Origin of the sequence: Microcystis sp. LEGE 08355 (assembly GCF_015207185.1) — a bacterium.
GTDB classification, from domain to species: Bacteria; Cyanobacteriota; Cyanobacteriia; order Cyanobacteriales; family Microcystaceae; genus Microcystis; species Microcystis panniformis.
The window spans coordinates 1-7,538 of sequence record NZ_JADEXI010000197.1 but is presented as its reverse complement, the minus strand read 5'-3'; the positions used below and the strand labels follow the sequence as shown (position 1 = coordinate 7,538).

General features: G+C 39.3%; 6 protein-coding genes and 2 pseudogenes. 5 read left to right on the top strand and 3 right to left on the bottom strand.

Annotated elements, in window-relative coordinates; genetic code table 11:
- Together IQ242_RS11670 and IQ242_RS11665 are read left to right on the top strand one after the other, a co-directional pair.
- Nucleotides 1-116 (top strand): annotated as a pseudogene (locus tag IQ242_RS11670) (IS630 family transposase); the annotation flags it as partial.
- A gap of 4 nt (nucleotides 117-120) precedes the next feature.
- Nucleotides 121-306 carry an AAA family ATPase gene (locus tag IQ242_RS11665; RefSeq protein WP_193960088.1) on the top strand — a complete coding sequence of 62 codons (186 nt, stop codon included), beginning with the start codon at nucleotides 121-123 and terminating at the stop codon, nucleotides 304-306.
- Here the strand turns inward: IQ242_RS11665 and IQ242_RS11660 are convergent.
- Nucleotides 292-592 (bottom strand): annotated as a pseudogene (locus tag IQ242_RS11660) (transposase family protein); the annotation flags it as partial. The gene IQ242_RS11665 and the pseudogene IQ242_RS11660 sit on opposite strands and share 15 nt — an antisense overlap.
- A 236-nt stretch (nucleotides 593-828) precedes the next feature.
- On the opposite strand from IQ242_RS11660, the gene IQ242_RS11655 reads away from it, so the two are divergent.
- On the top strand, nucleotides 829-2,532 hold the full coding sequence (locus tag IQ242_RS11655) for a DUF262 domain-containing protein (RefSeq protein WP_079209819.1): 1,704 nt from the start codon (nucleotides 829-831) through the stop codon (nucleotides 2,530-2,532).
- A 114-nt stretch (nucleotides 2,533-2,646) separates the two neighbouring features.
- Here the strand turns inward: IQ242_RS11655 and IQ242_RS11650 are convergent, their stop codons facing one another.
- Nucleotides 2,647-4,545, bottom strand: coding sequence for a GIY-YIG nuclease family protein (locus tag IQ242_RS11650; RefSeq protein WP_193960087.1), 1,899 nt, complete (start codon nucleotides 4,543-4,545; stop codon nucleotides 2,647-2,649).
- 979 nt (nucleotides 4,546-5,524) lie between these two features.
- Here IQ242_RS11650 and IQ242_RS11645 point away from each other — a divergent pair.
- Nucleotides 5,525-6,838 (top strand): AAA family ATPase, encoded by a 1,314-nt coding sequence (locus IQ242_RS11645; RefSeq protein WP_193960086.1) that lies wholly within the window; start codon nucleotides 5,525-5,527, stop codon nucleotides 6,836-6,838.
- Entirely contained in the window at nucleotides 6,838-7,305 is a 468-nt protein-coding gene (locus IQ242_RS11640) for a hypothetical protein (RefSeq protein WP_193960085.1), read from the top strand. Before IQ242_RS11645 ends, IQ242_RS11640 begins: the two co-directional genes overlap by 1 nt.
- A gap of 22 nt (nucleotides 7,306-7,327) precedes the next feature.
- Here the strand turns inward: IQ242_RS11640 and IQ242_RS26140 are convergent.
- A partial coding sequence (locus tag IQ242_RS26140) for a hypothetical protein (RefSeq protein WP_228020944.1) occupies nucleotides 7,328-7,538 on the bottom strand: 211 nt, incomplete at its 5' end.

Genomic DNA, 7,538 nt, shown 5'->3' with positions numbered 1-7,538 from the left:
TTGATAACTTAAGAAGTAAACTTTACCATCTTTTAAATTCTCTATCCAATGACACGATCGGGTATTTGACGGGATGGTCTTGGATTTTAGAAGCTCTATGTCTGTCAGGAATTTAGAAAAATGGTATTAACATCCCTGACTCTTGGGAATTTCAAAAGCTATAAGGAGGCAACCTTATCTCTAGCACCCATCACCTTTTTAATCGGTGCTAATGCGTCAGGTAAAAGTAATGCACTAGAAGCAATTCGCTTACTTTCATGGTTAGCGAAAGGTAGTAGGTTAGATGACATTTGCGACAAAATCTAACTCTTTGCTAAAGGGTTTCTGACAATTAACGTACTTAAATTGACGACGATTAACTTGTAGGTACACTGGTTAGCCTGAGAGCGGTAAATCTTTGACTAAATGTCGATGATTTTGGTGTAGTTTATCGCTATCTAACCCACAACGAGGACAGGACGTTCGGCGATCTCAGTCGAGCCGTTGCTTTTTTATTTTTTGATTCAATTCGTCAAAATATACCGATATTTTCTAGGTGTCGATAGCCTTGAATAGAGGTTCCTTTTAGGTTCAAAAATTTGTCAACTATCATAGGTAAAATAATCTCGTTTTTGGCTGTTATATCAAATCTTAACTCAATTGTCTATCTTTTGGTATTAACCTATTTGTGCCTTAAGTCCTTTCCTGTATGAATTTTAGCTACTTTTGAGCGTAGTTGCTCTCATCGAATTTTATTTTAAGTTAATTATTTGCATAACAATTCCCGAAGAGCCCGATCGGCCGATATTTGGTAAGTTAGAAGTGATGAACTGACTGCCGATCGAACCTATGCCCCGTACTCATCTATTAGATACCCGAACCAGCAATTTTAGCGATCTCATCGGCAATGGCAAAATCTACCGAGTTCCCCCTTTTCAAAGAGATTATTCGTGGAAGGAAGAAAATTGGGAAGATCTCTGGCAGGATATTCAAACGCTCTATGAAAACCCCGATTCTAGTCATTACATGGGAGCGATCGTTTTACAGGGTTCCCAGCGATCGGATACGGATTTTACAATTATTGACGGACAACAACGATTGGTAACGATTAGTATTCTCGCTATAGCGATTATCGAAAAAATTCAAACGTTAATCGATCGGGGGGAAGAAGCGGAAGCGAATAGAGAACGACAACGGCTTCTCAAAAGCGGTTATTTGAGTAATAAAGATCTGGGTTCTTTAAAAGAATCTAGTAAATTAATTTTGAATGAAAATAATAATGATTTTTATCAAAGTCGTCTCATTAACTTTAGACCTCCTCGCAATCCTCGATCGCTCGCAAAATCCAACCAACTCCTATGGAAAGCTTTTCAATACTTTTCGGATTCATTGCCAAAGCTTACAAGCGTAGTTAACAGTGGAAAAGAACTGGCAATTTTTTTAACGGATACCGTTGCCAAAAGACTCTTATTTATTCAGATTAATGTTGAAGATGAATTGAATGCGTATACGGTTTTCGAGACCCTAAACGCTAGAGGGATAGAGCTAAGTTCAACCGATCTATTAAAAAATTATTTGTTTTCTCTTTTCCGAGGGGCGGATGATTTGCGAGAAGGACAACGACAGTGGAGAGGAATTATTGATACCGTTACAATGGAAAAATTCCCCGAGTTCCTACGTTACTATCTCAGCCTCACGCGGACGAGAGTAAGACGGGAACGTTTATTTAAAAGGGTTCGAGAGTCTATACAAAACGCTGAAAGCGCGTTTAAATTACTCGAACAACTCGAAGAATATAGTGGTCTTTTTATCGCTCTTAATAATCCCAATGATGAATTCTGGCAAGATACTCCAGATAATATCCCTTATATTCGAGAAATTGAACTATTTGGCGTAAAACAAGCCTATCCAGTTTTATTCTCGGCATACAATAAATTTTCAAGCGAGAACTTCACCCGCCTACTAAAATTGGTTTGTATAATTTCGTTTCGATACACGATTGTCAGTAGTCTTAACCCGAATGAGCTAGAAGGGATTTATAATAAGATAGCAATCGCCATAAATAATGGCGAAATGACGACTCCGAGGCAAGTTTTCGAGGGCTTGCGATCGGTTTATGTCACGGATACTAAGTTCGTGCAGGATTTTTCGATTCTTTCGATTTCTACCAGAGGTCAAAAGAAAAAACTGGTTCGATATATTCTCTGGAAATTAGAAATGGACGAATCGGGTCGATCTAATATAGCGGAAGATGGATTCTCGATCGAGCATATTCTACCAGAATCGCCGAGCGATCGATGGCGCGTTCACTTTCTCGATAACGAGATCGAGGAAATGACCTATCGGATCGGTAACTTGATTCCTTTAGAAGCTAATTTGAATCGTCAAATCGGCAATCAATACTATACAGATAAACAAGAGATTTACCAACAAAGCGATTATGCTCTAGCGAGAAATATAGTACCAGAGGAATGGACACCGGACACGATCGCTAAACGTCAAGAAAGTTTAGCCCGACGAGCGGTTCATATTTGGAAATCCGACTTTGTTTGAGAGCGGGTTAAAAAATGTTCTCGATTCGCTTTTACTTGGGAATAGATTTCTAGGATAATTTTCACGAGGAAGCGATCGATCTGTCAGGATTTCGAGCGAGCGAGGGAAACCCGATTATCGATCGTCGATTTGAACCGACCAATCCGGCTCTCCTTGCAATTGTAAAGATTTTGCGGTTTGAAAAAAAGTTTTCGTAGGTTTCCGGTCTTGAGTTTGAATACCTTCAACAATAATTCTATCTGCTGTACCTACTGATAGATCTAAAGGTAATTCGAGTTGTATTTCCATACAATCAGATAAACTTTTTACTTTGTGATTCATAATTTCCCGATTATTTTTATCTTTGTTTTTCCTAAGCTTACCTTTCTTTTGGGTTTGTTCGGCATTGAGCCTACTTGCCTCACTTCTCGTAAGCCAAGCACAATTTTCTGGAAAAAATCCTTGGTTTTTATCTAGCCTAGAAAATACCATATTTTTTTCAGGGGGATGACCAACATCTTGCAGGAACCGCTTAAAATCACGCCATGAATCATGAACTTCAATTGCCGGTATATACTCTTTAGAATTGGGATTTATCACACCATGAACTATTCGGCTCCAAGCTTTATAAACTTGTGTTTTTACTAGGCTTTCGCCAGGTTTGGCAGGAGTTTTAATATCGATACGCCCTAGACTAATCCTTTTTTTCGCCGCAGAAAGGCTAATATTTCGAGTCCTAGAGAGATATATTGAAGCTTGTTCTACACTTTCAAAGCGTATATCATCGATATAGGTGACTTTTTTGTGCGATCCACCGCTGACCCCACCTGTAGAAATATTATATCCATTGGGAACCAAAGTATTTAGTTTTTTAATCCACTCTTTCTCTTTATTCTCAAGATCTTTTTTACAAGTTCCTCGATCTATTTCCCGTATTTCAAAAGTATCTGAACCATGCTCTCGAATCGCGTGGTGTAATGATTCAGCACCTTTGATATGTCCAGCGGAAGCCTGTTCTATATGGTATTTCCAGCGACGCTCTAGAGTCTGAATTGTTAATCCAACATATTGCTTGCCAGATATTTTATTTGTAACCAAATAAATAATTCCTTCCGCATAGCCTGGATTAGGAATTCGCTCAAAAGCTTCTTCTGGCGTTATTCCTTCTTTTAACCACCGGCTTATTGTTGTGCTACTAGCAGATGGATTTAAACACCTTACTGCCTCCTCAAGATTAGGATATTCGGTTCCAAATACCACGACCTTGTTAATTTCTCGTGAACCACGAACGTATTGTTTTTCAAAAATTTTTTCTTCAGGCAATCCCGCCTCGCGTCTTTTCAATGCCCTCCAATAATCGATGCCCAATTCCTTGCATTTATTTTTGAAGGTATCTTTATGTTTACTCTCCTGCGAACACTCTGGACAATTACTACCTCTTAAATGGTTGCTAGGAGTTTGCCAAAACTCCCCATGTTGTGAACAGATTATTTTTCCTTTTGTACTGGACGTTAAATACTCGAATTCGCTGTAGTTATATTTATTACCATGAATTTTGATCGCCCGCTCGACAAAGCTTTTTTTTAAATCCTCTTTTGTTTTGATTTTGCCTATTTCCTCTTGAGACCCAGACAAAATCATCGATTTACACTGTGGGCATCCTGTATGCCCTCGCATATGGTTTCGAGGTTCTTGTAAAAAAATTACGCTGTGTTCTCTACATGAAATACTGACCCGCTCACCAACTTTAGGAAGCTCGGTAAACAGTGAATAGTTATAGCGGTTTCCGAAGTGCTCTTCGGAGCGACGAACAAACTCTTCCTTTGATATCTTCTGAGATGCAAAGTAGCATTTACGGCATCCAACCCCATTTTTATGATGTCCTGGAGCGATTTCAAATTCTCCATGATTAGGGCATATAACCTTAATTTTTATGGAGGAATCGATATTCTCTACTAATGAATAATTATAAGAGTCTCCATGTACTCTATAAAATTCTTCGAGCCACTGTTGTCGTGTTTTTTTGTTAGGCATCTAGAAAATCATCATCTATTAACGGAAAGATCGGATAATTCCAATAATAATTCACTTCCCTTGATTTTTCATTAATCTCATTATCACTCACCGAAAACCCGATCGCCGTGTAATTGCCCAGATAGCACGCTATACTAGACCTCTGAAACTGGCTTATCATAGTTCAGAATGCAACCCACCGACTCGAATAAATTTACCGAACAAGCTGGGGATTCGATCGTCAAGTCGCAAGAAGTGGCGCGACGCTTTAAAAATCAGAATTTAGAAGTAGAACACGTCATTATGTAAAGAGTCAATTTTTCCCTCAATCCTCGTCAGTTAGAACTTAGGTTAGGTTGAAGTATGACTGAACTTCCCCCGTATAAATATACTAGCTATGGCTAAAAGTCTTACAGAGCCTTAGTTAAAGCAATATAATACCAATGAGCTACTGAACACAAAATCCTGAAGTCTTTACGCAGATAGGGTTTGAGGCAAAATTTTTCAAATTCGACCCTTAGACCATTATAGCTTGTTTCGGGGCAGAAAACCAGCAAAAACATGGCTACAGAGGGAATCGCTTACTCTAAAGATTAATGACACCATCTGTCACCATAAGGTTAGCGATCACTATACAGCCAACTCCACAGAATCGCTCTACTCTAGATACAGTCAACGGTACAGCGGCTCGACTGAGCATCGCTGAACGTCCATTTTCAAGGGAAAAATGTACCCAGTAGCGTCTTTTCAATTTTTTCTGAGAAGCGACCTGCAGTAAGGGTAAGGGTTTCGCCCTAATGCCAATAAAACAGCGACCTTATTTCCCCAAGCTTAGATTATACTGTTCGGATATGCCCTGCCCTACAGTTTGAGTTTTCAAGGTTATGGGTGCTAGTTTTCGGTACTTGTTAGAGTCTATAAGCTGCGCTGGTATTGGAACTTTTAGTACAAATGCTCAAATGCTCAAACTGCACCAGTCAAGATTTAATGGGTGAAAAGTATGTTAACATCGCTGACTCTTCGGAATTTCAAAAGCTATCAGGAGGCAACCTTGTCTCTAGCACCCATCACCTTTTTAATCGGTGCTAATGCGTCAGGAAAAAGTAATGCACTAGAAGCAATTCGCTTACTTTCGTGGTTAGCGAAAGGCAGCAGGTTAGATGACATTGAACGCAACATTCAAAGCGGGAATGCAATTGCTCGTGGACAAGTGATCGATCTTTTCAGTGCAGAAAAACAGTATTTTACCTTGGGAACACACATTGATAACGCTCCTGACGGTTGGACTGATTTCGAGATTGAAATTGGGCTATTATCAGACCAACTTATTATAATCGGAGAAAGTGTCAGTAAAGCTAGTAAAGATCAGGAATTAACACTTTACAAAATTGATGGCGATCCCAACTCACACACCGATGAAATTAGGGTGATGTATAACAATTTTAACAAAGGTAAAAATAAGCCCCACATACCTTGCTCTAACCGACAAGCCATTTTTTATCAATTGGAAACTCCCAGTCGGTTCCAGCAAAGTCATACTAAATCACAAAAAATTATTCCAGCAGTTACTAAAGTAATTCGAGAAACCTTGAGGAATATCGTCTTTCTTGATCCTCGTCCAGCAGTAATGCGGGATTATGCTTACGCTAAAGATGATGATATTAAAGAAGATGGCTCTAACCTTTCTAGCGTTCTTTATGCAGTTTGTCAGCAGGGAGAGACAAAAAACAAGTTGCTTGACTTCATTCGTTCATTACCAGAACAGGATATTACCGATATTCGCTTTATCATTACAGACCGCAACGATGTTATGGTGAAACTAATAGAGTCTTTTGGGAACAAAGAACATCATATAGATGCTCCTTTGTTGTCTGATGGTACTCTGAGAGTTTTAGCGATTGCTGCAACTCTACTAAGTGTAAATTCTGGAACTTTCGTAATTATTGAAGAGATCGATAATGGTGTTCATCCCAGTCGTGCAGATAATTTAGTTAAGCAAATTCGGGAGATCGCCTTAGAAAGAAAACTGAGGGTACTGATCACCTCTCATAACCCAGCGTTACTAGATGCAGTACCCGATAGTGATATTGGAAATGTACTTTGTTGTTACCGAGATCCGCAAGCAGGAGATAGTCGTATTGTCCGATTAGCTGATTTAGAGCGTTTCCCCGAATTAATTGTGCAGGGAACTCTTGGTCAGTTGATGACTAAACAAGTATTAGATAAGTTCTTAAAGGATAAGTCCACAGCAGAACAACGTCAACAAAACGCGCTAAGTTGGTTAGAGCAATTAAAACAGGGAGAAGTAGCCTGATGGGAGCTATTTGTCTGATCGATACTTCGATCTTTTTAGAGATACTTAATGTACCCCACAAAGCGAGTCAATCTGAGTTAATACTTCAAGAGTTAAAAGAGAAAATTGAAGCTGGGGAATCTCTTTTTTTGCCAATGGCGACCATTCTGGAAACTGGCAATCATATTGCCAAGGACAAAAAGGTAGATGGCAATCAGCGACGTACTTGTGCAGAAAAATTTGTAAATCAGGTAACACAAGCTCTTGAAGGAAAATCTCCCTTCACCCCTATTAATTTTCTAAAGAAAGAAGACCTGCAAGGATGGTTAAAAGAGTTTCCTGATGAAGCGATGGGAGGTAGGGGACTGGGAGACCTTTCTATCATTCATGATTGGCAAAGAATTTGTGATCAAAATCCAGTCCGCCGCGTCTATATATGGTCTTTGGACAATCACCTTAACAGTTACGATCAGCCACCGAAGTTATGAGTAATTGACTACGGATTTAGTTTTAATAGTCGATTTGTAGTTTAAGAGGTGGAGATTTAATTAGGGCTGGCTGAATAAATCTAAAAACCTTGCTGGATAAGACTTTTAGACCTTTTTGGAAATCAAAAAGTACCGAACCTGGGAGTGAGCGGGGGGAAAATTCAGGGACTTTTTCCCTGAAAATTAGGTAATTGACCACCTCAAAATCGGTAAAACCCCACACCCCACACCCC